The organism is Mesorhizobium sp. WSM1497 (assembly GCF_001672455.2).
Classification (GTDB): domain Bacteria; phylum Pseudomonadota; class Alphaproteobacteria; order Rhizobiales; family Rhizobiaceae; genus Mesorhizobium; species Mesorhizobium ciceri.
The window spans coordinates 172,776-196,970 of record NZ_CP021071.1 but is presented as its reverse complement, the minus strand read 5'-3'; the positions used below and the strand labels follow the sequence as shown (position 1 = coordinate 196,970).

At 60.8% G+C, this 24,195-nt stretch carries 15 protein-coding genes; 7 read left to right on the top strand and 8 right to left on the bottom strand.

Features of this window, described 5'->3' with window-relative positions; genetic code table 11:
* The first annotated feature begins 234 nt into the window (after nucleotides 1-234).
* From A9K65_RS33305 to A9K65_RS33295, 3 genes are all read left to right on the top strand, one after another.
* Entirely contained in the window at nucleotides 235-3,414 is a 3,180-nt protein-coding gene (locus A9K65_RS33305) for an autotransporter domain-containing protein (protein ID WP_064993472.1), read from the top strand.
* A gap of 132 nt (nucleotides 3,415-3,546) precedes the next feature.
* Nucleotides 3,547-4,656, top strand: coding sequence for an OmpA family protein (locus A9K65_RS33300; RefSeq protein ID WP_013525279.1), 1,110 nt, complete (start codon nucleotides 3,547-3,549; stop codon nucleotides 4,654-4,656).
* 20 nt (nucleotides 4,657-4,676) lie between these two features.
* Nucleotides 4,677-5,918, top strand: coding sequence for a caspase domain-containing protein (locus tag A9K65_RS33295; protein WP_245322249.1), 1,242 nt, complete (start codon nucleotides 4,677-4,679; stop codon nucleotides 5,916-5,918).
* A 45-nt stretch (nucleotides 5,919-5,963) separates the two neighbouring features.
* On the opposite strand, the gene A9K65_RS33290 is transcribed toward A9K65_RS33295, so the two are convergent.
* The gene (locus A9K65_RS33290; protein ID WP_244507016.1) at nucleotides 5,964-6,575 is read right to left on the bottom strand and encodes a hypothetical protein; all 612 of its coding nucleotides are present in this window, start codon (nucleotides 6,573-6,575) and stop codon (nucleotides 5,964-5,966) included.
* A 148-nt stretch (nucleotides 6,576-6,723) separates the two neighbouring features.
* Here A9K65_RS33290 and A9K65_RS33285 point away from each other — a divergent pair, with 148 nt between their 5' ends.
* The gene (locus A9K65_RS33285) at nucleotides 6,724-7,254 is read left to right on the top strand and encodes an OmpA family protein (protein WP_013525282.1); all 531 of its coding nucleotides are present in this window, start codon (nucleotides 6,724-6,726) and stop codon (nucleotides 7,252-7,254) included.
* 101 nt (nucleotides 7,255-7,355) lie between these two features.
* On the opposite strand, the gene A9K65_RS33280 is transcribed toward A9K65_RS33285, so the two are convergent.
* The 7 genes from A9K65_RS33280 to tagH form a co-directional block, all read right to left on the bottom strand.
* A complete protein-coding gene (locus tag A9K65_RS33280; RefSeq protein ID WP_063173928.1) occupies nucleotides 7,356-9,686 on the bottom strand; it encodes a M23 family metallopeptidase in 2,331 nt (776 codons plus the stop codon).
* Complete coding sequence (locus A9K65_RS33275; RefSeq protein ID WP_024504491.1) at nucleotides 9,683-10,093, bottom strand: DUF1036 domain-containing protein; 411 nt, start codon at nucleotides 10,091-10,093, stop codon at nucleotides 9,683-9,685. Before A9K65_RS33275 ends, A9K65_RS33280 begins: the two co-directional genes overlap by 4 nt.
* An 84-nt stretch (nucleotides 10,094-10,177) precedes the next feature.
* Nucleotides 10,178-12,586 carry a serine/threonine-protein kinase gene (locus A9K65_RS33270; RefSeq protein ID WP_027163198.1) on the bottom strand — a complete coding sequence of 803 codons (2,409 nt, stop codon included), beginning with the start codon at nucleotides 12,584-12,586 and terminating at the stop codon, nucleotides 10,178-10,180.
* Nucleotides 12,587-12,591: 5 nt separating this feature from the next.
* Nucleotides 12,592-13,365, bottom strand: a complete 774-nt coding sequence (locus tag A9K65_RS33265; RefSeq protein ID WP_013525286.1) for a protein phosphatase 2C domain-containing protein — start codon at nucleotides 13,363-13,365, stop codon at nucleotides 12,592-12,594.
* Nucleotides 13,366-13,531: 166 nt separating this feature from the next.
* Nucleotides 13,532-17,095, bottom strand: coding sequence for a type VI secretion system membrane subunit TssM (gene tssM, locus A9K65_RS33260; RefSeq protein ID WP_064993474.1), 3,564 nt, complete (start codon nucleotides 17,093-17,095; stop codon nucleotides 13,532-13,534).
* 19 nt (nucleotides 17,096-17,114) lie between these two features.
* Nucleotides 17,115-18,611, bottom strand: coding sequence for a type VI secretion system protein TssL, long form (gene tssL, locus A9K65_RS33255; RefSeq protein WP_063173925.1), 1,497 nt, complete (start codon nucleotides 18,609-18,611; stop codon nucleotides 17,115-17,117).
* Between the two features lie 292 nt (nucleotides 18,612-18,903).
* Nucleotides 18,904-19,944 (bottom strand): type VI secretion system-associated FHA domain protein TagH, encoded by a 1,041-nt coding sequence (gene tagH, locus A9K65_RS33250; protein ID WP_064993475.1) that lies wholly within the window; start codon nucleotides 19,942-19,944, stop codon nucleotides 18,904-18,906.
* Between the two features lie 365 nt (nucleotides 19,945-20,309).
* On the opposite strand from tagH, the gene tssI reads away from it, so the two are divergent.
* The 3 genes from tssI to A9K65_RS33235 are packed head-to-tail and all read left to right on the top strand — an operon-like array spanning nucleotide 20,310 to nucleotide 24,151.
* Nucleotides 20,310-22,637, top strand: a complete 2,328-nt coding sequence (gene tssI / locus A9K65_RS33245) for a type VI secretion system tip protein TssI/VgrG (protein WP_064993476.1) — start codon at nucleotides 20,310-20,312, stop codon at nucleotides 22,635-22,637.
* A gap of 3 nt (nucleotides 22,638-22,640) precedes the next feature.
* The gene (locus A9K65_RS33240) at nucleotides 22,641-23,066 is read left to right on the top strand and encodes a DUF6484 domain-containing protein (RefSeq protein WP_013525291.1); all 426 of its coding nucleotides are present in this window, start codon (nucleotides 22,641-22,643) and stop codon (nucleotides 23,064-23,066) included.
* Entirely contained in the window at nucleotides 23,063-24,151 is a 1,089-nt protein-coding gene (locus tag A9K65_RS33235) for a hypothetical protein (RefSeq protein ID WP_164752018.1), read from the top strand. Before A9K65_RS33240 ends, A9K65_RS33235 begins: the two co-directional genes overlap by 4 nt.
* Nucleotides 24,152-24,195 lie beyond the last annotated feature (44 nt).

Below are 24,195 nucleotides of genomic sequence, written 5' to 3'. Positions count from 1 at the left end.
TCCCGTCCTTGTACGGCGTTGTACTGCATCCCAGCGGTTCAATCTGAGTTCGATAGTGACCTTGTCGCCACACATGACCTTATAGTGGCCTGAGAGCGAACGCCTAACCATTGCCGACGAGCAGCGCGCTGCGTACACTGCCTGCAATCAAGTCAACGAGCCCCATTGAAGGGCCGGTGATTTATTGTAATTGCCTTAACTGTGACGGTATCGATTCTCGTAAGGTGGGATCGAATGAGAGTGCCGCGCGAGGCCTATCAATTGGCGGGTGTTTCGTTGCTTGCGTTAGCGGCGGCATCCACGTTGCAGATATCTGGCGCGGAAGCGTGCTCGGCTATCGCAAGCGGTGCTGGTACAACAGTCGGCTCAGGCATCTCGGCCGAAACGACGTTCGAAACGACATCGGTCACGGTCGAGTGCAGCACAACTGGAAACGTCCAGGATGTCGGCGGCGTATTCACAACGGGGTTCGCGGGATACAAGGGGCAAGCCAACGACTCGTCGACAGTCATCGTCAACGATTATGACGGAAACGGCGATGACATTGTTAGCATCTTTGGCGGTATCCTGGACAACAGCACGCCTACCCCCGTCATAAGTGGCCTGCCGCCGGTAACGTCATCGGCAACGACATCCTTGCAGTCGGCAGAGGGGACCCTCGAACTCTTTGGCGGCAACGACCGGTTCGAGATGTCCTATGGGGATTTGTCGGGCGATCCGTTCGCCCCAAATGTCGACGCCAATCTCGACGCCGGGGCGGGCGATGACACCGTTATCATCCAGGCCGGCAGCATCCACGACATCGATCTTGGAGATGGTGTCGACAGTGTCGTGATATCCGGCAGCGGCACACAGGTCGGCAATGTGACCGGTGGCATCGGTGACGACCTGATATCGGTCGGTATCCTCGAGGTCGAGGAAGGCGTTTTTTTCAGCGAGCCAATCGTCGGTATCATCTCTGGGGGTGAGGGCGGTGATACCATTACCATAGGGGGAGGCAACGTCGAGGCCGTGGATGCCGGGGCCGGCGACGACCAGGTCAGCATCGGCGGCAATACCGCAATCGAATTGGATATCGATGGAGAGGCCGGCAACGACACAATAACGGTCAGTGGCAACGCCACCATAGGCGGCAGCATTTTCGGCAACGATGGCAACGACACCGTCAACATCGACGGTGGAACCGTCGGCACAACCATATCGCCGGGCATCGTTGATCTTGCGGGCGGCGCCGACATTTTCAACATGACCGCGGGCCATGTGACCGGCTCGGTGTTCGGCGAAGGCGGCGGCAACACCTATACCGTCAGCGGCGGCACGGTCGACGGCTCGATCTATGCCGGCAGCCAGGACGACAGCGTATCGATCTCGGGCAACGCCAGTGTCGGCATCGACCCAGGTGAGGGTGGGGAGGGCACGGATTCTGTCGGGCTGGAGGATGGTGACGACACCTTCGACATGACCGGCGGCACTCTTGCGGGTGCGGTAAGCGGTGGTGCCGGCAATGATGTTATTACGCTGCGCGGCGGCACCATAAACAGTTTTCTGGAAGGCAACGACGGCAACGATCAGATATTGGTCTCCGGCGGCGTGCTTGCGGGAGAGGTCACCGGCGATGTCGGTGACGATCTGATTGTCATCAGCGGCGGCGCCATCGGATCCAGCGTTTCCGGCGGCGCCGGCTTCGACAATGTCTCGGTCACCGGCGGCACCATCACGGGCGGCATAGACGCCGAGCATGTCCATCTGTCGGGCGGCACGATCGGCGGTAACATTACCGGTCTTGGTCCCGACACGCTCGTGATCGACGGCATCGGTGCGGTTGACCCCCTCAATTTGAGCGATGGCGTTCTGTTCAGCGGCACGGGCGCCAACGGCACCATCACCGGCACCGATCTCGCTGCCGGCGGCAAGAGCCAGAACTTTACCGGCTTCGACAATTTTTCCTCCGACAATTCCACGCTGCGCTTCAACGGCGGCATACAAGGCATCAACCACCTCAACCTGGGCAGTGGCTCGACGCTGTTCATCAACGGCAACGTCACCATGCCGGGTTCGATCATCGCGACGAATTCGCTGATCGACATGACGAACGGTGTCGCTGGCGATGTGTTGACGCTAGGCGGCCTCACCCTCAACGGTGCCAGCATCGGCCTCGACATCAACCAGCAGACATCTCAGTCGGATCAGCTCATTGCCGATGCGTTTTCGGCAACCGGCGCCAATACCATCATCGTCAACCTGCTCGGCACGCCGCAATTTGCCGAGCCGACCGACATACCGCTGATTGTTTCGACCAACGGCCCGGTCACCGGGACGTTCAGCGTCGCAGGCGTGCCCGGCACACCGGGTTCGCTTTTCACCTATGCGATCGTCACAGGCCCGAATGGCAGCGTGTTCCTGCGTGCCACGCCAGTCAATTTTGGCATTGCGGCGGCGCCGACCAGTGCCACCAACGCCGGCGCGGTCGCGGTGGCAATCGAGGCTCTCTACGGCATAAACCGCGACGCGCTCGATGCTGACCTGCATCTCTCGCCCGCATCCGGTTCTGGAATGGTGCAGGTTTCGGAAAGTTTCGGGGTCTTTGCTTCAGGCCAGTTCGCCCATACCGAGCATGACGGCTACAACATCAGCGGCGGCGGCTTGAACGGCTCCGGCCCGAGCTTCGATGCCAATGATTTTTCGGCTGCCATCAGCCTGGATTTCAATGCCGCCAAACACTTCCAGTTCGACAATGAGTACGGCCTGAACATCGGCGTTTTCGCCGGCTACGCCTCGACCGACGTCAACCTCGGCGCGTTTCGGGGATTTGATGCCATCGGCGAAGGGACCAACAAGGCCGGCCTGTTCGGCGGCTACGCGCTGTTTCGCAAGGACTACAATTACGCGCTCGTCTCGGCCTCCGGCTTCATCGGCGGAAGCGACGTGACGAACGGCGTGCTCGGCACCACCGGCAGCTATGATACCAAGGGCTATGCAGTGACGGCATCGGTCGGCCATATCTTCAAGCTGGGCGAGCGCACCCGCTTCGATCTGCGTGGCGGCCTGCTTGGCGTTTCCTTCCGCGGCGATCCCTATAAAGACAGCGGCGGCAACGAGTTCGGCAAGAGCCAGCTTTCTTTCGGCGCGATCAAGCTCGAGCCCGGCATCTATGGCGACTACACGTTGAGCAACGGCATGGTGATCAGCCCCTATGCGCGAGGCGAATTGCAGCAGCGTTTCGGCTACAAGAACACCACCGAAATCGACACCAGGGAGATCGACTTCGACGATGCCGATTTTTCCGCCGCGCTGTCGACCGGCTTCAACCTGAAGATGTCGGCCGCGACCACCGTCAACGGCGAAGTTCGCGGCAAGGTGTCATCGGACAGTTCCACCATCGGCGCCAAGCTCGGACTGAAGATCGCCTTCTAACCAAGACGATGAACCCGAGATTTGCATCGCTCGGGAGTGGTGCACCGCACCACGCGAGATGCTCGCCAAGCGACAGCAAGTGTTCTATGCTCCTCGCTGAGAAATCGTGAACTGCTCTAGGCAGGGGGTTCCATGTTCGAAGTCGTGGGAGTCTGGTGGAAAACACGGGCAAGAGGCTGGCTCGTTATAAACGCGCTTGGCTTGGTCGTTGCGTTGTTGGTGTTGATTTGGCCCGGACTGGGAACTGCGAAGGCAGAGACGAACTGGACGCTGGACTCGACCGCTTCGGTCCTGACCTATCAGTCGGTCAAGAAGAACACGATCGTCGAAACCAACAAGATCAGGAATATTTCCGGTAGCCTCACCTCGGCGGGTGATGCGAAAGTCACCTTCGACCTCAATTCGGTCGATACAGGGGTTGACCTTCGCAACGTCCGCATGCGGTTCCTTTTCTTCGAGACATTCAAGTTTCCCTCCGCCGAACTGACCGCGAAGGTAGATCCCGCCGCATTTGCCGACCTGGCGACCAAGCGACGTGTGAAGGCGGTTCTTCCGTTCCGTCTCAGCCTGCACGGGGTCGACAAGGATCTTCAAGCCAACATCGTGGTCACCATGATCAGCGACACCATGGTGTCGGTCGCTTCGGAGGCTCCTGTCGCCGTGCATGTGGAAGACTTCGGATTGCTGCCGAACGTGGATAAACTCCAGCAGGCGGCCAACGTGACCAATATTGTTCCCACGGCATCGGTTTCATTCGATTTCGTTTTCATCGCTGACGGCAGCAAGCCGGCTGTTGTCCAACCGGTTGCGGCGAGCACTGCCGATGTCGGGCCTGTCACCACCGATGCGGCGAAGACCAGCTTCAGCGACGAGGAGTGCCTCAACAGGTTCGCGGTGCTGTCGCGCACCGGAGCCATCTACTTTAGAACGGCGAGCGCGCGGCTCGATAGCCAAAGCCGGCCGCTGCTTGCTGAGGTCGTCGGCGTCGTGGGCAAGTGCCCGGGCCTGAAGGTCGAGGTTTCTGGACACACCGATTCCGACGGGTCGCCCATCGAGAACAAGCGCCTGTCGGAGCGAAGGGCCCAGGCGGTTGCCGACGCCATAGTTGCCGCTGGCATTCCGCGCACCCAGATCGCGGCGACTGGCTATGGCGAGGAGCGCCCGGTTGCCGACAACGACACGCCGAAGAACAAGGCGCTCAATCGGCGGATCGAATTTTCCGCCACTAAGCTCGTCAACTGAGGGACGACCTGTTGTCCCGGGTGGGTTTTGATCGTATCGGCCATTGCGGTGGACTTGTGGGCGCCATTGCGCTTGTAGCGCTGGCACTGCTTTTGACTTTGTCGGCCGCCAGTGCTGAACGCCGTGTTGCGTTGGTCCTTGGCAACTCCCAATATGAGCATGCGCCGGCGCTGACCAATCCGGTACGCGACGCCCACGCCATGGCCGAACGCCTCGAGAATCTGGACTTTGAAGTCGTTTCCGGCTTCGATCTGACCAAATTGCAGACCCAGACGACGATTGCGCAATTCGCAAAGCAGGTGCGCGGCGCCGATATCGCCCTTTTTTTCTACGCCGGCCACGGGTTGCAGGTTTCAGGCAGCAACTACCTTCTTCCGGTCGACGCAGCACTCGAGGACGAGACTTCGCTCGATTTCGAGGCGGTGCCCGTGGACTTCGTTCTGCGGCAAATGTCGCGCGAGACCAGCATAAGGCTGATTTTTCTCGACGCTTGCCGTGACAATCCGCTTGCCGAAGTGCTGGCAAAGACCGCCGGCGTGAAGGGAGCAAGAAGCGGCCTTGCCGAAATTCCCATCGAGAATGGTGGCGCCGGCACGCTTGTCGCGTTCGCCACCAGTCCCAATCAGGTCGCCTTTGACGGGTCGGGCCAACATTCGCCGTTCGCTTCGGCGCTGCTGGCGCATATGGGCGAAACAAACGTTTCCATCACCGAAGCCATGAACCGCGTTACCGCCGATGTCTTCAAGGTAACCGCCGGCAAACAGCGCCCCTGGAGCAATGTCTCGCTGACCACTGAGGTCGTCCTGCACAAGATCGACCTCAACGCACCGCTGATCGTCGGCGAGGCGACCACTCAGAAATCGGAAGCCGGTTCGGATGGGCGAAACGTTGCGGCAAACCCGTCGGGCGCCGACGACGCCCAACTTTCGCTCGATATGCTTCGTCAGAAAATCCCAAGGCTTGCCTCCGACGAGCCTATCTTTTTTGACGATCCTGTCGATTTCGGCGATCCGGAAATCGACGGCAAGAGCATTGCGGAGCTGATCAAGGGCAAGCCACGCTTCAGTCCTGTGGAGGGGCTCGACAAGTCGGTATGGGAAGGAAAGCACTGCGACGGTTGCCATGAATGGAACGAGGCCCGGCTGTGTGAACAGTCGAAAAATTTCGCCGCCAACGACGTGTCTGTCTTACGGCTTCAACATCCGCTTGGAACGCGCTTCAAGGTGGCGCTCGCAAAATGGGCGCAAGGTGGCTGTAAGTAAGCCAGGATGATGACGGCATCCATCGGTTTCTGCCGGGCGAATGCTCTAATCCGCATCCGCTGCTTGGCTCAGGGCCTCGATCTCAGCCATCTGGATGCCCATTTCGACAAATGCCGAAAGAACGGCGAACCGGTCAGCCAGTGCGACACGCGCCAGTCCGGCCAGAATCCCGGCATTGATTGCGTGGGCGGCTGGAAACGGCAGCAACGCCGGTGCCATCGTCGCGGCCCTGGCCGAACCATTGTCACGCCATCCCGCGGCCAGAGCAATCCAGCCGACCGGCGTTGTTGGCGGCGTCGCGCCGGCTGTGCTGAGCGCCGCCTGGTGGCGGAGACTGTCCGGTTCGCCCACCCAGTTGTGGACCAGCGGGAGCAACTGATGATCGGTCTCATCCAACAGGTCGGCCAGGTGGCTCAGGCATTCATGGGCCCACCAGACCGCGGCTCGCTCGGGAAGCAGGTAGGCACAAAATGTAACCGCTTCCTCGGGAACGCGCCCTGCGAGAAGGTCGCGGCAAAACTCGATCGAGCGCTGGTCGGTTGGAAGGCTCCTCATGTCCCGCGCAATAGCAGGACACGCCGCGAAAAGATCCCTTGCCGTTTTGAACCGGAGCCCATTGGCCATGACCGCCACGCTTTCATCGAGAAGCTTGGCCACTCAAGCCTTAGGCGCGGCGCGGGTCAAGTCTCAACCGGTGACGCGGCAACAACTGTCACGCCCCCGGCGATTGCAGACAGACAATTGCCTGCGAATTTGCTATGATCCCAACATCGAAAATCGGAATACTCAACCAGGAGGAGCCGCTATGCAGTGGAGCAGTTCAGCTTTTGTGTTGGCGGTCGTGCTTTTCTCGACCCACGCTTCCGCCGACCCCGTTCAGAAATCGGAAGACATCGTGAAGTTTTTTGCTGGTGCGGCCGATCTCGGCAAGTCCCGCGGGATTTGTGTTGGCTCCGCGGAGGAGTGCAAAAGCAAGTCCAATGACGCGTCGGCAGTGAAAACCGGCCTCGACATGCTGATCAATTTCGGCTTGGATTCGGCCGAACTTGACGCCACCGCGCGCGCTGAACTCGACGAGTTCGCCAAAGCCCTGAAGGACAACCGGCTGAGCACGTTCAGCTTCGTCGTCGAAGGCTATACCGATGCCACCGGCACGGTGCACCACAACGAAGGCCTGTCGCAACGACGAGCGAAATCGGTAGCCGCCTTCCTCACGGCCAGCGGCATCGAGCCTGATCGCATCAACGCGGTCGGCATGGGTGAAAAGAACCCGCGCAGTTCCAACCCATACGATCCGCTCAATCGCCGCGTGGAAATGCGGATAAAGACACAATAGCCACGCAAAGCTGCGCCGCAGCCTGGGGATGGGGCGAAGATTGTTCTACCCGATGGAACTTGGACAGGGGTGAGCATCTGATAGAGCAGCGCGAGCGTGGTTCAAAGCGTATTCTGAATTGAGCTTATGACGGCGGTGACGGCCTGCTTGTATTTTTCAAACTCCGGTGACGTCTGGCGGACCTCCGTGGTCGTTGTCTGCTGGGCGGCGCCAGTGGCCATGCGGCCCAGCTTCTGGCCCATTTTCCTTTCGGCCCAGTCCACGACGTAGCTGGCGGTCTTGCCGGTGAGAAACGGGTTGGCCTGGATGACGGCCGACCCCAGCACGGCGCTCAGTTGCGCCGAACCTGTGGCCGACAGCACCTGGTGCGCGCCTTCCATTCCCAGGAAATGACAGAGATAGAGTCTGCCCGCCGTAATCTGGTGACCACGCTCCCGAAGATAGGCCTCGCCTTCGCGAGCCAGGTTGCGAACCATCTCACGCGAGATCGTGGCGTCGTAGCGCAGTGCGAGCAGGTCGGCTGTCGACAGCGTGCGCGCAAGTTCCGGGCGGTAGGTGTTCATCATCCTGATCCAGGTCTTGCTTATGAATTGCCCTGCACCGGTTGCTGAGGAATTTGGGTTCTTGGCGCGAGCGCTGCCGCCGCTTTCGACATGAACGATACGGTCGGTGAGCGTCTCGACCGCGGAATCGTCGGAAGCGACCGCGGTGACCGTGCCGAGTGGGTCGATCGCTGCGCCATTCTGGTAGAGTTCGAAATGCAGGTGGGGCCCGGTCGAAAGGCCGGTGGTGCCGATATAGCCGATCACATCGCCGGCTTTCACCCTGGTTCCGACACCGGTCCCGATTGCAAATCTCAACATATGCGCATAGCGCGTCTCGCGCCCGTTTGGGTGCGAGATCTTCACCAGATTGCCATAGCTGCCGCCATCGCCCTGGAAGGTGATCTCACCATCGAAGGCGGCTGCGATCGGCGTGCCAACGGGAGCCGCCCAGTCGACGCCCTTGTGGATGCGAACGGTGCCGAGAATTGGATGCTTGCGTGGCCCGAAGGTGGATGTCATCACCCCGTTGACGGGCGTGACCATGCCGTTGGTGACCGTCAGCGAGCGGACCTGATCGTCACCGGTAACGCACGCAAACTGGCCCTCGCTCAGCTGGAAGACGAAACAGTCGAGGCTCTTTTCGGTGCCCTGCACGCCGACATACAGCACACGCCCGTCAGTCTCGCCCTTGCCGCGCGGCGTTTGCGAGTAGATCAGCACAAGGCGCTGGTCCTCGCTGGCGAAGGCGTCCAGATCCTGCCCTCGCGATAGGTACATGATCGCTTCGCCGATCACGCCGGTTGGAACACTGTTGCGAGCCGCCGTCGAGTAGATCGCGTCGAGCAGGCGATACTGCCGCTTGTGCGTGCCTTCCCCCTGTGCGCCCGAATAGTTGAACAGATCTTCACGGACCCAGGGATCGACACCCGATACGAATGCGCCCGCCGCATTGCGTGTCAGCGTGCCGACAAAGACGTTCTTGGCGTAGATGGACACCTGCATCAGCGACATGGTCGTCCTCTCGCGCCTCGGCCTGAAACCACGCATGGCGATGACATAGCCCGGTTCCAGGCCGTCGCGGTTGAAAAGCGCCTTCAGCGCTTGCCCTGCCAGCTTGGCGTCCTCTGCGGAGAAATGCGCATCGAGCGCGACGCTGTCCAAAGAGCGGTCGTTGAGGATTTTCACGAACGTGTCTTCGGTCGCCTCGAACCGCTGATACTCATTCGAGACGGTTGCGACACTCGTGTTGTTTTCGATCTGCGTCTTCTGGAATGCGGGAAGGGCTGCATCGCCCGCATCGATGGTCTCGCCCCAGCCGGCTTCGGGATCATCGGCGTCCGCCCTTTGGTCGGGCGCTGCGGCTGGTTCCCCCTCTATCGGCGATGGCTCAAGATCATTCTGCAGATCACCGGATGGTGGGGCAGCAGTCTTTCGTTGCGCCTGGAAGAATGCAAAATCCTCTTGCGTCGACGGTATCGTTGTCATGAATTTTTCGCTCGCGCTAAGCATGACGTCAGACAGGATTTCGATCTGTGGAGAAACGCCGGCCTGGTTGAGTTCCGCCGGGCGCGGCATTGTCCGGCCTTTGGTTGCGGCGCTGGCATCGGGCGCCAGCGTGATCCACATCGGGTCCCCCGCCAGATCGATAATGGCTGGCACATACACGGATGCGTCCGCCGGCATATCGTCCGCCCCTTCGACCGCATGCAACTCCTCGTCTTCGTCTCCGAACGACCAATACTCGGCGGTGAGGTAGAAACCGGCGGCGATAGAGAGCAGCACAGCCACCGCGAGACCGGCAACAAGCCTGCGCCGAAGCGTGCGCCTGCGAAGGGCCGCGCGCGCCTGCTTTTTCTGCCTGAAGCTCGTGTCGATACCGTGCGTCACGGATTGCTTCCCGTAAGGAAGAACGTCCACCGCGCCTGTTCGAGGGTATCGACTTCAAGAAATTGTGCCGCGATATGGCCGCGCTGCCAGCACTCGTCGATGCCGCGTATCGAAAAACGTCGCCGCTCAATGCACATTTCGGTCGATCCTGTGAGGATCGCATGACCAAACACGTCCGTTGCGTAGATGTAGATGTAGCGGTTCGTGAGTTCCTCACGAATGACGTTTACGCATTGATTGGCGCCGATGGTCCACCAGCCATCGGTCTGGTCCGCATTGTCGACCTTCTGGCCGACGGCGAGATTGACGACATCCAGAGTCTGATTGCAGACCGTGAACTCGGCGCGCGCTTCGCTGGATGACAGCACGGCCAACAGGGCCGCCCCCCCCATGACCGCAAGCCTCATGCTGCCACGCAGGGCAGGGGCCCGAACCGGATCAAACTGCTTTATCGGCGGGTCAGAGCGGCTGAGTTGCATCGGGCGCCCATGCTATCCGCCGAGCCGGAAATACTGGGCGGTGGCCGAGAATTGAGACCCGTCGGTCTCGATTTCTTCGAGAATCTTGGGGAGCAGCACCGAGGCTGGCATGGGCGTGGAGAACGCGGCTGCCTGGATGTCCTGAGGGCCCGTGATCACCATTATGATCTGCGGCACCGCCTTTCCGGCGGCTTTGTCGGCGGCCCCGAGACCAATCGGGATGCTGAAAGTAGCCTTGCCGGGTTCTACGACGATGCGGTCGTCGAGATTGAACACCATGCCTTTATGGTCGATCAACAGCACGCTGGACCTGAGCCCGCCACGCGTCACCAGCGTTCCGCTGATCGGCGTACCGTTTGGCACCGATGTCCGATCGAGAACAAGCTGCGGCTTGTCTGATGCGGTCTGCCCGATAAAGCGCAGAAAATTGGTGACTTCGCATTGGCTTGGTTCAATGAGCCGGACGCTGATGTCCGGCTCGACATGGAATTTGGCCTGGAACTCGGCCAGCATGCCTTCGAATGGCTGGACCGATGTTCCAAAGCCTTCGATCGCGGCAGCCTTGTCGGTTGCTGAGGTCATCGTCGCATAGAAACAGTCGCCGCCGCCGAAGTCGCGAACCCATGACACCCGTTGGGCGATGTCGTCGACGGCCGGGGGAATCTCTGGTTTGGGCACGTTCAACGCGACAGCAGGTTGGTCCGGCTGGTTGCTTGTCGGCAAGGCAGGGCTCTCGGCGTTCGCGACAGCCGGCGGGGCCGCAGTGGGATTGGGCTCCCGCGTTGCGGGTGCCGCCGGCTTGCTGGCCTGCGGTTCGGGCTTTTGGCTCTCGCCAACCTTGGGCTCAGCGGGCGGCAGCGTCGAGGCTTTCTCTACCGGCGGCGTCGGGGCGGTTGTCTCACTGGAAGCGGCCAACGTTTGACTGTCGCTGGTCATCGTATCCGGCTGGATTGGCGGCGATGCCTTTTCGGGTGGCGGCCTGGCGTCCGTTGCGGGTGGCTTCGCGACGACGTCGTTCTGCGAGGGGACTTCGGCGGGCTTGGTTGGCTCCGGCTTTTGAACCCCCAACGTATCTGCCGGATTTTCAGCCGCCTGTCCGCTGGCCTGCACGGGCGAAACTGCCTTTGCCGGCTCAGGGGCGGCAGAGTCCGCCAGGGGCGGCTTTGACAAGCCGGGCGGGAGCTTGGACGGCTCCGGTGGCAAAAGCGATGTCTTGCCGGCAGTCGGTGTGGCAGGCGTCATGAAGCCGCCCAGGTAAAGGCCCGCGCCGGAGGCCACGGCCAGCATCGCCAAGCCAGCGATCGCCAGGGTTCGGGTCTTTGTGGACCTTCCAGGCAAACGCGCCGTGGCCTCGCGCGGCATCGGCGCCGGAGGCGGCCGTTCGAACAAATGCGCGGGCCGCACGTGCTCTACGAAGGGCTGTCCGCCTGGGCCCGCTGCGGCTGCGTCGTCGTGCCTCTCAACATTGTGTGATCGTGCCTGGGTTTTGCTGCCGGATGCAAAGGTTCGCGGCAAAGCCGACCGATCGCGGGGTGTGATGGACGCCGGCGGGGTTGTCTCCTCGTTTTCGTCACGCGTCATCCTGGCGATTTCCGCCATGCTAACCGGTCGGTCCTGCGGATCCGGTTGCAGCATGGGTTCAACGATGTCACGAAAATCATCGTCGATGTCGGTGAGATCAGGCACGGTCCGGCGCTTTTCGATGACCTCGAATTGCGATCCGCTCATATCGATTGGCTTGCCGCGCAAGGCGGCAACCAGCACCAGCCCCAGGCTGTAGATATCGGATTGCTCACTGACATCGCCGCTGTAGAGCCCGAGCTGTTCGGGTGAAACATAGTTGTATTTTCCCGCAAACTTTCCGCCGATCAGGGTCTCACCGCCGACACTCGCCGACCGGGCGATACCGAAATCTATGATCTTCGCGCGGTCGACCCGGCCTCCCGGCAAGATGATGTTATCGGGCGAGAGGTCGCGGTGTATTGCTCCCGCCTGGTGCACGGCGCTCAGGCCGGAGGCGAGGCGGTGGCAGAGCTTGCGCACATCAGCCGCCGGCATCGCGCCACGCCGCATGATGTCGAACAGCGACTCACCGTCGACGAATTCCATGGCAAGGTAGGGACGGCCGATCCCGGGATCGATCGTGAAGACGTGGTAGCGCACGACCGCGTCATGCGACAGGTGATTGAGGATCAATGCCTCCTTGCGAAACAGCGACAAGATCGTCTGGTCACGGGCGAACTCGGGCAAGACGATCTTGATCGCGACATGGTCACCGGTCTGGATATTATGACCACGGTAAACCTCGCCCATGCCACCGAATGCGATGCGTTCGTCGAGCTCGTAGATGCCGCTGAGTTGCGTGCCTACGACGGTGTTGGCCATGCCCCCCGATATGCGCGTCTTGTCGTCGGAGCCCATCAACCTCAGGCCTTCGCTCTATGCAGATATGGAGGAGGCAATTGGCCATCGCGCTCGTGTCCTATCTTTACGAGGACGATCGTGACGTTATCCGTTGCGCCGCGCGCCAGCACCATGTCGAGCAGGTTCTCGCAGGCTGCCTGAGGTGTCGCCGACACCGTCGCCGCCTCGATCTCGGCGTCGGTGACATGCGCCGTCAGACCATCCGTGCTCAACACAAAAATATCCCCCGGCATGATTTCTCCCTGCTGGAAATCGATGACAATCTCGTCGCTGACGCCGATCGCTTGCGTGATGACATTGCGGCGCGGCCACGTGCGTGCTTCGGCTGCGCTGATGATACCGCGGTCGATGAGCTCCTGAACTTCGGTGTGGTCTCTCGAGATCTGCGAGATCGAGGCGTTGCGGACAAGATAGACGCGGCTGTCACCCGCCCACAGGCAGGCAAACCGCCCGTCCATCGCCAGCAGGGCGGCAACGGTGGAACCGATGGTTATGCCGCGGGATTCAGATATGCCTCGGATCTCGGCATTGGCCCGGCCCAGCCTGTCCTCGAAGCGGGCGCGAAGATCGGGAGCTGAGCTCGCAATGCCGATTGTTGACAGATGATCGACGATACTGGCGGAAGCGACCTCTCCGGCGTCATGTCCACCCATTCCGTCGGCTACCACCCAGACGCCAGTTTGTGGCTCGACCAGATAGCTGTCTTCATTGAGCTCACGGACACAGCCTTTGTGGCTCACGCCGAAGCTCTCAACGGAAAGGGCGACAGTATTCAATTTGCCACCAAGCGCTTTTCAAGCGTCCTTCTGCGGCGCACCTTTGGACGCTCGCTGGCGCCACTTTGCCACAGGCTCGAACATTAAAGTATCGAAAACTAAGGAAAACCAGGCTTTGAACGCCGTGGTCAGCGGACCGACGCCATGTTCAGCAGATGAACCCTGTTCAAAACGCCTTGGGACAGCTGAATCCGGACAGGGCCGGGAGGAAGAAGGGGTTGGAGCCTGAGCCTGTCTGGAGAGCATAAGTAACGTCGCGTCCGCCGATCACGAAGCGCGCTTGCATGTTGCTGTCGTCGCCGGTGACGGCAGCCTTGTCCAGAAGTCGTTTCAGCGCCCAGGGCCCTTCGAACTTGATGGCGGATTCGCGGCCTGGCATCTCCGGCGTCAAGCTTAGGCTGGCGGACGCGGAAGCTGCCTCGCCCGGCCAGGTGACCGCGCTCGGCGCGTTGCCCGTCTGATTGCTCCAGACGATCTGGCCTTCGGCGTCGAGTATCGCCGTATCGACATCGCCATTCAGTGAGAACGGTGTGAAAGTGATGCTGACCGAAGGCAACGAACCGCCCGATGGGAAGAAGGCGCTGCGGATTTCCGCCGCAAGCTGGAAGTCTTTCAGGGTCGATTTCGACAGGTCGCGTCCAAAGCGCGCATCCTGTTTCCAAGTCCAGTCCTGGCTGGTCATGTCGATCAGCGATGCTAGATTTTGTGCGAAGAACCGGTCCAGCAAGCCGCCAGGGGCGAACAATTTGGCGAAATCTGCCATCGCAACATCCTCGGTGGCGTCGCGGGCGAAGGGATAACGGCCGCTGATTGCGGCTTCACAAGGGGCTGTGACCGTCTGGTCAAGTATCTGATTTAAGTTGGTCACCGAGGTTTCGGCAACGTTGCCTTCGAACTCATCCGCCGTCGCGTTGACCATCCGGCCGAGTTGCTTGGGCAGGCGCGAGACATTGGCGCGAAGCGTGGCTATCTGCAGCTGCAGGTTCGAATTGACGCGTTCCGTCTGCGAAGGAACTTCGGCCGCCAGTTGCAGGCTCTGATAGATATCGCTGAAGTTTTGGGTCAGAGCATCGATCGGGCGATGTCCGGCAGGGCCGTTCACCAGGGCCTGGAATGGTCTGAATTGCGCTTCGATGTTTGCTCCTGGACTGAAGTTCCGTGCGTCGGCGGCCCCGGTGCCGGCGCGGCTTTGCGATTTGCCGCTGGCGATTGTTATGCCGATGCGGGCCAGGCCCTTGGCCAGATCCGCGGGGTTGCGCGGCGGGTTCTGGACCGTGCCTTCGATCTCGGTGCCGGGATCGGGGCCGTCACCTGAGTCCCGCGTCAGAGCTGTTTCATCGGCGATTGCCGCAAAGAGCTGATTCATCGGTGAGCTTGGGGAGGCAGCGGCCGAAAGCGCGATGTAGTGCGGCTTGTCCGTCAGCATCGCCTTGAATTTCAACTGGCCGAGAACGCCGTTCCACGCGGCCGCGAACTCCTTGCCGTAGCGATCAAGAAGTTCGGGGCCGAGCTTGAGCAATTGCTGGTTGATGTCGCCTTGTTCGCCGCCGCCCCCGAGAACCCACTGCTCGTCGACAAGCATCTGCGCAATGCGCGACAGTTGCCGGAGATAGAAGGTGTTGAAGCCGGAATGAGTATAGATGCCGGGAATACGAAGCCCTGACAGATCGCCGCCATCGATGCGCTCGAACAGCAGCTGCGCTTCCGGCCCGCCTTTCTGAGACAGTGAAAAATCGTCCAGCACCGCTGCGTATATAGCCGACTTGATCAAGGCCGAAGCGCGATCGGCAAGGCTCATACGCCCGAGTGAACGTTGAGCGGCTTCGACAAGCGGCTGGTTGAGTTCGAAGACCGGATCATAGGCGTCGTCCAATGCAAGCATGGCGCGCAGGTGCTTTTCGAGCTGCTCGCGTCCTTCGCGATTGTTTTCGCCCGGATATCGGTTCTGCTCCCAGTCCCGCTTCATCCACGAAACGATCAAAGCGTCATCGACCTTCGGTGCCTTGCCGCCAAGCATCAGATAGATTTTCAACGGTTCGTAGAGTGCGACGGGATCGGCCATCTTGGCCTGGATCGTCCGCTCGGCCTGGATCAACAGGCGCGATCGGAGCAGTCGCTCCAGCGCCTGCCGATAGGCTGTTTTGGATGCCGAAAGAAGTCTCTCCCTCTGGCTGAGGCCGAACGTCTCCTCTAACGGTGTCGGCAAGTCACCGGTTTCATACCCGGCCGGCAGATCGCGCAACTGGTCAAGCGGGCCGATGACGTTTTCAAGGTCGACATCGGTGACCGTGCTGGCCTGGAGCAACGGGGCCGCCGTCTCGCGATACTGGCCCATGGCCAGCGTTGTGGAGGCGATCAGCGACCGGTTGGAAGCAAAGCTCAGGGCGAGCGTACCCAGTGCGGCGGCGGCGATCAGCGTTATGGCACCCAGGCCACCAAATCTGACGATCGCCGCACGCCTTGCAGCCGATTTGTCATACGAAACCCAGCCCGATTCGGCAAAAATGACGTCCGTCAGCAGATCATGCAAAAAGAAGCTTTTGCCGGTTCCAGAAAGGTGAGGGCGGGAATTGCCGCCGAAATTGCGGCCGATCGCGCCCAGCACCTGATCGATAGGCGTGCCCTCTTGCGTGCCGGACGAAAAATACAATCCACGCAGGCTGACATTCACCTGGCTGCGTCCGGGATCGAACAGAGCGGCGACAAAGCTGGTAACTCGGCCCTTTAGTGCGCCGAACTGTGCCGGAAAACCGAAGATGGAGATGCGCGTGACGGGATCAGCCTCTTCCTGGAGGCGGTCGGCCATCTCGTCGGCCAGTCGTTTTGCCAGCGCATCGAATTCGGCAGGGGCTCCAGCGGCCATGTTCCTGTCGCGCTCCGCGGTCTGGAATGTCGCGCCCCACACCTTGCGCCTTCGTGACTCGTCGAAACCGCCGAAGTAGTCCAGGAAACCGGAGACAAGATCGGCCTTGGTGAAAATCAGATAGACTGGAAACTGAACTTTCAGCGTCTCGTGGATTTCCCTCAGCCGGTTGCGTATCTCGGCGACGTGGGTATCTAGCTGCCGGTCGTCGAAGCTCATCAGATCGGCAAGGCTGATGGCCAGGATGACGCCGTTTATCGGTTGCCGGGCGCGGTGCTTCTTGAGCAGTGACAGGAAGGAGAGCCAGCTCTTCTTGTCGCTCTCAGCATTGGAATCCTGCGTCGTGTAGCGACCTGCGGTGTCGATCAACACGGCCTGGTCGGTAAACCACCAGTCGCAGGCACGTGTTCCGCCAATGCCGGCCACCGGTTGGGCGTCTCCTGAACCGGCAAGCGGAAAATTCAGCCCCGAATTGACCAGTGCCGTTGTCTTGCCGGCACCCGGCGGGCCTATGACGACGTACCAGGGGACGTCGTAGAGGAAGTTGCGCTTGCCGCTCGACCCTTTGAGCGCCGCCAAGGCCTCATTCATGCGGGCTTCGAGCAGCCGCCCATCGTCATGATCGCGGTCATCATTGTGCGCAACGACGGTTTCGAGCGCTTTTTGCGCCTTCCTCGCCTGCCAGAAACGAAGCCCGTGAACAAGCGCCAGCGTCGCCACGATTACACCGATGATCGTTGCACGCAGCCAGACAGGCCCGAGCGGCCGGCTATCGGCAAAGCGGATCAAGGGGCCGGCAAACCATATGGCGGTCGCGAAGCCGATCAGCGCGGTCATGCTGAATATCCGCAGCAGCCAACGCGTCATGGATGCTTCCAGCAGGTCGTCACAATGTCTCCTCCCTGGGGATCATCACATCGACACGGCGGTTCCTGGCGCGGCCTTCCGGCGTCGCGTTTTCGGCGATCGGTTCGTCCTCGCCCTTGCCGTCCACCGTCAGTCGCGAGGGATCGCTGAATTTCGCGGCCATCAGGGCTTCGACGGCTTTGGCCCGGGCCAGCGAAAGGTCGAAGTTGGATTTGAAGGCGCTCGACCGACGCGGTTTGACATTATCCGTGTGGCCGACGATCCGGATCGGTCCAGGCTCGTGCTCAAGAGCCGCGGCGATGTCGGCGGCGATGGGCTGAAATTCCGGCTTCGTCTCGGCCCTGCCGGACTGGAACAGCAGCAGATTGTTGATTTCCACGACGATGAAGTCGCCCTTGGTGCCAATGGCCAGTCCGCCGCCTTCGACGTCCTTGGCCAGCGCCGCACGAATACGATTGATCTGAGCGTTGGCCGCCGGTGGGGCGACTTTGGCTGGCTCGACCAGCGGCGCCACGCTGGCGCGCTCGATAGCGACGGGTATTGATGGGTTGAGTGCCAGCAATTCACCTGCGGCGGCGTCGCCTTCATTGGAGATGAAGACCCGCAATGCGAAGAACGCTGCCGCCAGCAGCGCCGACGCTGACGCGGCAACCACCCAAAGCGGCAGGCGGGCCGAGGACTGCGCCATCGTCTCGGCCAAGCCCTGCCAGCGCGGCGAGATGTCTTCACCCGCACGCGTCCTGAAGTAGCGAAGCGTCTCGTAGACGTCGCGTCGAACGCGCTCGAGATTGTTGTCTTCGCGCCTCACGCCGCGATACTGGCCCTCGAACCCCAGCGACAGACAGACATGCATCAGTTCGAGCAGATCGTAATGTGTCTCGGGATGGGCCAGGATCTTGTTCAGTGCTTCGTAGAAGCCTGTGCCGGAGGACTGGGTATGAAAGAACTGCCACGACATGCTGCGTTGCGACCAGTCGTCTTTCCCAGGCCAAGGCAGGTTGCCGATAAGATCGTCGGCTGTTTCGCACAGAACATAACGCGCAATCCGCGCATCCTCTTCGGCAACGTCCGATTTCTCCACCGTCCGGTCGAATTTTTCGATGGCCTCCGCGACATGTTGCGCCAGTGGCTCCGCCTGTCTTTCGACAGGCATCAGCCTGAGTTGCCCAAACAGCATCAGCAAAGGAGCGGCCGCAGCGAGAATAGTGTTTGCCGCGCAGTATCTGACCACCTCGGCGGCGCCGAGCAGCATGCGCTGCTCGATGGGCGGCTTTGATGCGGCGGCCGAAGAGCTGGTACCTGCTGGGGCACCCAGGGCCGGGCCTTGATAGATGACGGTTCCTGATACCCAGCCCGGTGGCCGCACGACGCCAGGATCGAACACGGTTGAATCCTCGATCCTGGAGGTGTCCGCGATGGATTGCTCCGGAACCGGCGGCGGTTTTTGCGTGCGCCGTGGATTTGCGCGAATGACGGTCTTGCCCGCCGGACCGAAGGGGTCGTCCTTCGAGCTCATCGCCGATCACCCGTGCAGGCGGGATACCCGCGATTGGGCGAGACAGGCGCAAGACGGTTTCTGGTCGGGTAAAGGGGCAGCTCCGGTCGGCCGCGGCAGTGTCCGCAGAAGGATTGGCCAGAAAATCCTGTCCCGCCGTAGCATGACATTGCCGCAGACCCCCAGGTCAATGAGTCTTACCCGCTTGGCGAACTGTCGTACGCGATTGTAATCTCAGAAATTGTTTATTGGAACCGGATGCCGGGCGTCGGAGGACTTTTCTGATTGGCCTGCCAGGCGTTTCCTGGATCGCCTATTTTTGCTTGTCGGCTTTGGCGTAGGCCTCGCTGAAATACGCCAGGAAGATGTCCAGCATGCCGTTTTCATGTGCCTCCTCCATGGTCCGCCATGTCGCGACATAGGCGTCCCAGGCCTGCCCCTTCTTCGATGTGAACGACGTAGGCGGGAGTTTCCTGCCGATCGCCTCGGGCGACAGGTCGTCAAGCAGTCGGGAGAGCGCAGCTTGCATGGCGGCATAGGTGGCGAATTCGTGCGTCTTCAGATCGCGGAATGCGTCCTCGATACTGCGCCTGGCATCAAGATAGCCGGCCCTGCGACGGGCGAACATGATTTCGAGGATGTCGTCGGTTCCTGGAACGAACTTCAGCGGATTGTTGTCGGCGGAGCTGATCATCGTTCGTTGTGTGCTCTTGGCCAGCATTTTCGCGGCCGCACGTGCTTTCAGCAGCAACGTCAGTTCCTCGACCACCGCCCGCAGGACCGCGCCGATTTCGGCGGCAACTTCATGCGGGTCGCGTAATTGAAGCAATTCCGGCGAAATGCCGGCTCCGATCGCGATCTCCCGCAAGACCTCGTCTCTGGTCGAAGGCAGGGGTGGGGAGTGCGGCGGAATGCGCTGCCCGGGCCGTTGCTGCGCGGGATCGAAGAAAGGTGCATCTTTGAATTCCAGCGGTCGGCCTGTCGCGGGCGGCATGTCTCGCTGCTCGGATTTGTAGCTGCGGTAGCCCGCCGTGGCGCGCTCTTCGTCGATCGATACCAAGATGACATAACGGCCGATCAGTATCCGGTCGCCATGGCCAAGCCGGTGTGGCCCGGTCATGCGCTGGCTCGATCCGTTGATGAAAGTCCCATTGCGCGAGATGTCGTGCAGCCAGAACGCGCCCGCCTCGTAACGAACCTCGCAGTGGCGGCCCGAGATGAACTTGTCGGGATCCGGCAAGGTCCAGTCGCAAGCATCGCGTCCGATTTCGAAGCCGCGATCACGCGCCGCGTAGCTGGTCGAGGTACCAGCGGGCAAGGCGTCGACATTGTTGATTTCCAGACTGATGTGCATCCGAGATCGCCGTCGATCGTTGATCGGTACTCCGCCATTCTAGCAGCTTGCGGGTAAAACAGGACAGAAGCGTTTCAAGCCGATGAACCGGCTGGTTAATGCATGTCGCCCAAAAGTGCCCTCCGTTTGAGAAAACGACATTGCATGAAACAAGACCTGAAGGTGCAGCGCGTGAATCCGACCAACCGCGACACGGTTTGGGTTTCTGTCGCCCCATGTCCTCTTTGGCCAGCAGGAAAACATGTGGTAGGCTCAACATGGCCTGGCGTGGCGGATCTAAGAAGTTCCTGAACGGAATGCTGTTAATATAGCGGGAACTTCAAATCCATCACATTGGCGGCCGCGTCCAGGAGGGGGCTCGACCCATGCCCAATGAACGTGCCACCGTTGTCCGCACACCGGTTGGCTCCGAGCTGTTGACCTTCACGCATCTTGTCGGACGCGATGAGATCAGCCGTTGTTTTGCCTATACGGTCGGATTCGTGAGCACCGACTCCGATATCGATCCGTTGAAGATGCTGGGCGGGCCGCTCTCGATCGAAGCTGAATCCGATCCGAAACGCTGGTTCAGCGGCATCGTCTCCGAGTTCCGGCTCACCCGGCTGGAAGATCGGCTGGCCTACTATGAGGCGGTCATCAGGCCGTGGCTCTGGTTTCTCGGCAACACCACCGATTGCCGTATTTTCCAGAACAAGAGCGTCCTCGACATCGTCAAGGACATCTTCAAGAAATACGGTATCGCGGAATTCGATCTGCGCCTGCAAGGGTCCTATCCCCCGCGCGAATATTGCGTGCAGTACGACGAACCCGATCTGGATTTCGTGCAGCGGCTGCTGGAGCATGAAGGCATCCTGTATTTCTTCGAGCATGATGACGGCAAGCACACGCTTGTCCTGGCCGATGCGATGAGCAAGCTGAAGCCTGCGCCGGGCTACGAGAAAGTGCTCTATAACTTTGAAGGTCAGGGTTCGCGGCGCGATGTCGAATACATCACTGAATGGATACCGGGCAGTTCGGTGCGCCCAGGCGCCTATGCCCACACTGACTATGATTTCACGAAGCCGGGCGCCGATCTCATGGCCAAGTCGGCCCAGCCGTTCAGCCACAAGGAGGCAGCGGGCGAGAACTACCGCCAGCCCGGCGCGCATCTCGAAACGGGCCGGGGAGACAGCCTGGCCGCGATCCGGCGTGAGGAAATCCAGGCCGTCCACCAGCGCATCGCCGCCGTCGGCACCGTGCGCGGCCTCTATTCGGGCTGCACGTTCAAGCTGGATAGCTTTCCGCGCGAGGACCAGAATCAGGAGTATCTGGTGGTCAGCGCCGAATACAGACTGTTTGATCCAGGCTACAGAGCCCATGCTGACGTCGACAGCGAGAATTTCAAGGTGATCCTCGGCCTGGCGCCGACAGCCTTGCCCTATCGTCCGCCGCGGATCACGCCACGGCCGATCATGCGCGGCCCCCAGACGGCGACGGTGGTCGGCCCGTCTGGCGAAGAAATATTCACCGACAAATATGCGCGGGTGAAGGTGCAGTTCCATTGGGACCGTCTGGGCAAGAAGGACCAGAACAGCTCCTGTTTCGTGCGGGTGTCGCAGACCTGGGCCGGCAGCGGCTGGGGCTTCATCCAGATCCCGCGCATCGGCCAGGAGGTGATCGTCGACTTCATCGAAGGCGACCCGGACCTGCCGATCATTACCGGCAGGGTCTACAACGCCTCCCAGATGCCGCCCTACGGGCTGCCGGGCAGCGCCACGCAATCGGGCTGGAAGTCCGACTCCTCCAAAGGCGGTGGCGGCTACAACGAGCTGATGTTCGAGGACAAGGCCGGCTCCGAACTGGTCAATTTCCAGGCGCAGAAGGACCACATCCTTCTGGTCAAGCACGACCGCACCAAGCTGGTGCAGCACGACCAGTCCGACCGCATCGACCACGACGCCAAGCATTCCGTCGGCCACAACCTCGATGAGGACGTCGGTAACAACAAGACGGTCAAGATCGGCGTCGACCAGACCACCAACATCGGCTCGAACGACACCGAGACAGTGGGCGCCAACCGCTCGCTGACGGTCATGGCCAACGAGACCATCCATGTCGTGTCGAACTCGACGGAGAACATCGACGCCAATCACACGCAGACGGTGGGGATTGTGCAGACGGTGAGCGTTGGCGCTGCGCGTGTCGATACGGTCGGAGCATCGGAGACCAGAAGCGTCGGCGGGCCGCAGACCAACACGATCGGCGCGACACGGTCCGTGACGGTTGGGGCAGCGCAGGACCACAGCATAGGTGCGAGCGACAGCTGGACGATTGCTTCCGATCAGAGCGTGTCCATAGGCGGCGGCCACACCGAGAGCATCGCGAAGGATCAAGGTTCGACGGTCGGCGGAGGACGCACCGCTTCGGTAGGCAAGGACGATTCGACATCGGTGGCCGGCGCGCATTCCCTCTCGGTCGGCAAAGACAGTGCCATTTCTGTCACCGGCAATGGCACGATCAAAATCGGCAAGAAGCTGGTCATCGACGCCGGTGACGAAATTCTCATCACAACCGGCTCGGCCAAGATCATGATGAAGAAAGACGGCACGATCGCGATCGAGGGCAAGGACATTTCGGTCAAAGGGTCAGGAAAGATCAGCATCAAGGCTTCTAGCGACATCACGATGAAGGGTTCGAAAATAGGGGAGAACTAGAGCATGGAAAAGGTTCGTGATCGCGTCGATGGCGTCGTAATTGGCCAGTTTCTCGGTTTCGGCGAAGACGGTCCTCTGGTAGTATTTCCGGGCAATTCGAAAGAAACCGCACTAGCGGCGCGCAGCCTTGCCGAACTGTCATCCGATATGATCGGCCAGGAGATCGCCTTGTTGTTCGAGGACGGAGATGCGCGGCGGCCGCTCATCGTCGGGCGCATCGTGGAACTGGTGCGCAAGCATGCGGCACCTGCAGTTATTCGCGATGGAGACCGCGTGCGGATTCACGCCGAAGAACGGATCGAATTACGCTGCGGCAAGGCAACGATCCTGATGGAGAAAGACGGTCGCATCACCATCAGAGGTACTTTCGTTACCAGCCACGCCAGTGCCGCCAACCGTATTCGCGGCGGTTCGATCGACTTAAATTGATGATGGTCGCGGGGAGCTACGGCCAACAATCGGACGGTACCGTTGAACATCGCATCGTCAAGGACATTGTGCGTCAGCACGCCGAGCTGGCGGCTTTCTTGTGGGCGCAGCGCGACACGTTGGCCGCCGAGGACCCACCTGAGGGAAACGTGGTCGACGGCGTCGGCAGGCGGCTTGAGGCAAACCTTGACGGCTTGCGTATTGCCGGGGTAGCCGCATGGCCGTTCATCGAGGCTGCCTATGAGGACTTCCCCGAAAAGGGGGAGTTGTTCCTTTTCACATGGTTGGCAATTGAGCAGGGTAGCGATAACAAGATCCGACAAGCCGTTGAACTTGGCCGTGCTTCGGATGACGATGCGCGGGGCCTGGTCGGAGCACTGGCATGGCATAAGGCCGAAACGATTAGTCCCTTGGTACGGCGTTGGATCAGCGCGCAAGACGCGTTCCTACGCTATCTCGCTGTCGCGGCCTGCCGCGAACATGGGGTCGACCCAAAAGCTCTGTTGACGAATCTGATGCGCGATCCTGACGTCCGCGTGCGGGCAAACAGCCTGCATTTGGCGGGGGTACTGCAACGCCTCGATCTGGTGCACGAAGTTGCTGGCGCGCTAGATGCCGACGACGGAAGCGTGCGGCTATGGGCAGCCTGGACACTGAACGAACTTGACCGCGGGGATTTGGCGAGGGCGGAGTTGCGAAAGGTTGCGGCCACCAATGGGCCAAATGCACCGACGGCTTTGCGAGCCTTGATCAAGGCAGGGCCACAGGACGACGTCCGCGCCTTCATGGGTGGCTTGCTCAAGTCGCCCGACACGGCGTCGCTAGCCGTGCGTGGCGCCGGCATGCTGGGCGATCGTTCGATCCTGCCTTGGCTGGTGCAGCAGATGCGCATTCCAGCGCTCGCTGCGGCCGCTGGCGGCGCGCTGCTCGAGACCTTCCCGGAAGCACGCGGCATCGACGGGTTGTTTACGCTCGATCCGACCACGCTTGGGCCTGACTTTGAGGATCACTTCGGCGATTTTGCGATGAAGGTGCCTGTGGCAGAGAACGTTAGGATGTGGAGCAACAGTGTGCTCCAAAAATAATCAAGAAACGCGCCGAGACCGCGACTCGAGCCACGAGCCGATCG

Coding starts and splice junctions, on each gene's coding strand:
- A9K65_RS33285 (WP_013525282.1), top strand. CDS start 6,724: ATGCAGTGGAGCAGTTCAGCTTTTGTGTTGGCGGTCGTGCTTTTCTCG.
- tagH (WP_064993475.1), bottom strand. CDS start 19,944: ATGCACATCAGTCTGGAAATCAACAATGTCGACGCCTTGCCCGCTGGT.
- A9K65_RS33270 (WP_027163198.1), bottom strand. CDS start 12,586: ATGGGCTCCGACGACAAGACGCGCATATCGGGGGGCATGGCCAACACC.
- tssI (WP_064993476.1), top strand. CDS start 20,310: ATGCCCAATGAACGTGCCACCGTTGTCCGCACACCGGTTGGCTCCGAG.
- A9K65_RS33300 (WP_013525279.1), top strand. CDS start 3,547: ATGTTCGAAGTCGTGGGAGTCTGGTGGAAAACACGGGCAAGAGGCTGG.
- A9K65_RS33240 (WP_013525291.1), top strand. CDS start 22,641: ATGGAAAAGGTTCGTGATCGCGTCGATGGCGTCGTAATTGGCCAGTTT.
- A9K65_RS33305 (WP_064993472.1), top strand. CDS start 235: ATGAGAGTGCCGCGCGAGGCCTATCAATTGGCGGGTGTTTCGTTGCTT.
- tssL (WP_063173925.1), bottom strand. CDS start 18,611: ATGAGCTCGAAGGACGACCCCTTCGGTCCGGCGGGCAAGACCGTCATT.
- A9K65_RS33275 (WP_024504491.1), bottom strand. CDS start 10,093: ATGAGGCTTGCGGTCATGGGGGGGGCGGCCCTGTTGGCCGTGCTGTCA.
- tssM (WP_064993474.1), bottom strand. CDS start 17,095: ATGACGCGTTGGCTGCTGCGGATATTCAGCATGACCGCGCTGATCGGC.